The sequence below is a fragment of the Xylanibacter caecicola genome (genome assembly GCF_013166515.1).
In the GTDB taxonomy this organism is placed as follows: Bacteria; Bacteroidota; Bacteroidia; order Bacteroidales; family Bacteroidaceae; genus Prevotella; species Prevotella caecicola.
This window is the reverse complement of the sequence record NZ_JABKKJ010000053.1, coordinates 1-2,815: the sequence shown is the minus strand read 5'-3', so window position 1 is coordinate 2,815 and position 2,815 is coordinate 1. Positions and strand designations below refer to the sequence as shown.

3 protein-coding genes and 1 pseudogene are annotated in these 2,815 nt (G+C 45.0%); 1 reads left to right on the top strand and 3 read right to left on the bottom strand.

Annotated features, from left to right (window positions below; translation table 11 throughout):
- Positions 1 to 299: 299 nt before the first annotated feature.
- Entirely contained in the window at positions 300 to 1,331 is a 1,032-nt protein-coding gene (locus tag HPS54_RS12715; RefSeq protein WP_172345763.1) for a YeiH family protein, read from the top strand.
- A 554-nt stretch (positions 1,332 to 1,885) separates the two neighbouring features.
- On the opposite strand, the gene HPS54_RS12710 is transcribed toward HPS54_RS12715, so the two are convergent.
- From HPS54_RS12710 to HPS54_RS13185, 3 genes and pseudogenes are all read right to left on the bottom strand, one after another.
- On the bottom strand, positions 1,886 to 2,419 hold the full coding sequence (locus tag HPS54_RS12710) for a GNAT family N-acetyltransferase (protein ID WP_172345762.1): 534 nt from the start codon (positions 2,417 to 2,419) through the stop codon (positions 1,886 to 1,888).
- Between the two features lie 2 nt (positions 2,420 to 2,421).
- Positions 2,422 to 2,580, bottom strand: coding sequence for a hypothetical protein (locus HPS54_RS12705; RefSeq protein ID WP_172345761.1), 159 nt, complete (start codon positions 2,578 to 2,580; stop codon positions 2,422 to 2,424).
- Between the two features lie 116 nt (positions 2,581 to 2,696).
- Positions 2,697 to 2,815 (bottom strand): annotated as a pseudogene (locus tag HPS54_RS13185) (IS30 family transposase); the annotation flags it as partial.

Genomic DNA, 2,815 nt, shown 5'->3' with positions numbered 1-2,815 from the left:
TGTTTTGTCAGTTAAAAACTTTGGCTCCGTCCTCTCTTGGGGGCGCGCCCCCAAGAGAGGACGGACAATACTCTGAAAGAGGTAATTCCTAAATCAAAATTTTGCACTTCGATTTGGAATCTTCACTAATATTATGTAGAAGTGCTTAACGGTCATCATGTTATGCCGACCATGATGCCATGTGCGGGTGTGTCGTGAGGCGTGCAATAATATTGTGCGGTTATGTATGTTAATCAAAAAAAACATTACCTTTGCACCTATTATAATATAAAGACAACGTTAAAAAAGTACAGATGACAATGCTCAGCGAAAAACGCAGCAGCATGCTTCACGGTGTGTTGCTCATCACTTTGTTTTCATGTGCGGCTTTTTATATAGGCGACATGAGTTTTGTAAAGAACCTTTCCCTTAGTCCTATGATTGTCGGCATAGTGCTCGGTATGCTCTATGCCAACAGCCTGCGCAACAATCTGCCCGACACATGGGTGCCGGGTATACAGTTCTGTTCCAAGCGTGTGCTCCGCATAGGCATCATTCTCTACGGTTTCAGACTTACTTTCCAGGATGTTACCGCCGTTGGTGTGCCGGCAATATGCGTGGATGCGATAGTGGTAACGGTTACCATACTCGGCGGAATGCTGATAGGACGCATGTTGAAAATGGATCGTGAGCTTACGCTTCTCACGTCGGTGGGCAGCGGTATATGCGGTGCGGCGGCAGTGTTGGGTGCCGAGTCGGCAATAAAGACGCAGCCCTACAAGACGGCAGTAGCCGTGTCTACGGTTGTTATTTTCGGCACTATAGCCATGTTTCTCTATCCGGTGCTGTATCGCAACGGTGTGTTTGCCCTCAGTCCGGAGGAGATGGGCATCTTTACCGGTGCCACGGTGCACGAGGTTGCCCATGTCGTAGGTGCCGGCAATGCCATGGGAAAGGCTGTCTCCGACCCGGCTATCATCGTGAAGATGATACGTGTCATGATGCTTGTGCCCGTACTTCTTGTCATAAGCTATGCCATGGCGCGTGCGGCTGTGACAAGACGCGGGGCAAAGACCGGCGGCAAAGTATCAATGCCGTGGTTTGCCATACTGTTCCTTGTCGTAATCGGCTTCAACTCTTTCGATTTGCTCCCGGCTGCTACGGTCGACTTTATCAACAACTTTGACACCTTCCTGCTCACCATGGCAATGACAGCCCTTGGTGCCGAGACAAGCATCGACAAGTTCAAGAAAGCCGGTTTCAAGCCGTTTCTCCTTGCTTTCATACTCTTTGCATGGCTTATAGGCGGCGGTTACTGCCTTGCCAAGTTCTTCGTGCCTGCTCTGTTGTGATATGGGCAAAGGTGTTGTTTTTTTATAACAATATGTTGCGACTTGAAATATGAAAGTAGGCAAAGGGGAGGCACCTATGCCACTACTTTCGTCATAGTGGTTTTAATTGCTGTGTCCGACTTTGTCCTGTTTATTCCGGACAAAGTCGGCTTTTCTTTTTCTGCGGTCGTTTCCTTATCGGTGTAACGAAATTATAACCATGGCACGGAATATCCATATTTTCAGTATCTTGTGACTTACATTGACTGATGCAAGGCTGAAAATGGCTAATCCTCTATCCTTATTTCTATATTAAGTTACGAAACTATTTAGGGCTTTGCAAATGTGGAATGCGTTTCACTGCGAAGGAGGTAGTGCGCTATCAAAATAGCCCGCCAATCCAAATATAAAAGCGATGAAGCCCACAAAGATTAAAATAATACCTCCGATTATAAGTGTTAAGAACACTGCAAGTAATGGATAAGGAATTTTCTGCGCAATCAAACTCATTATATATCGCATAAGATAGAATGCTAGAATTATTATGCCGATGATAACAACAAATCCCATTTTTATCAATCCGGGAAGTTTATAAGGTCAAAATACATCGCCCTTGTGGAAGAATGTTTGTCTTTTTCGGAGAGGAACATAAAGCCGCATTTCTCATAGAATGGTACTGCTGCGGCGTATGCGTCTACCGTGATGAAACGGCAGGCACTTCGCCGCATAGTAGCGAAAACATGCTTGACTTGCAACAATATCGCCCTGCCTATCTGCTTTCCGGCGTAATCTTTAGATATGGCAAGACGCCCGATTTTAACTGCCGGATATTCCTTGCGCCGTTTGGAGTTGGCAACACGACGGTTAAGACGGTTCCACAGTTTCTTCTCACCGGGATCAAAAACAATCTTATCGTTGAGCAGGCTGTAATATGCAACAGTCTTGTCCGCCTCGTTATCTTCAAGCAGATAAGTCAGCGCCATCATCGACTTGTAGTAGTTGACGGCATCGGAAATCAAAAAGTCATTCAAATCGGCGTCGCCGCAATCGAATGACTTTATACGTGTATCGGCATCAATCTGCCTGAAAGTGAATTTGTCAAAGTCCATAACTACATAGGGAATGTGCTTATGGCTTTGAACGCCTCATACGCCTTTCTTGCCTCTTCCTTTTCAGCTTTGCTGACGGGAGCGGGGTTCGCCATTCTCTTGGCGAAATTTTCAGCGTCCTTGCCCTTTAATACCGGGGTCTCTTTGATAGGTCGTGCCATGTCTTTACTCCTTTGTTGCTTATTTATATTACAAAGATACAACAAATTTCTGACATACAGAGTTGTTAAGTCGAAAAATCTTACATCTTTGATTACAAGTATGTTGCAAGGTAGTTTCAACTGGCAAGTGCAAAATTAATGATTTGTTTGAAGAATTCTTCTTTCGGGGTTGAGAAATTTAGTTTCTTTCTCGGTCTGAGGTTCAATTTCTTTCCCACTTTCTTGATATAGTTGT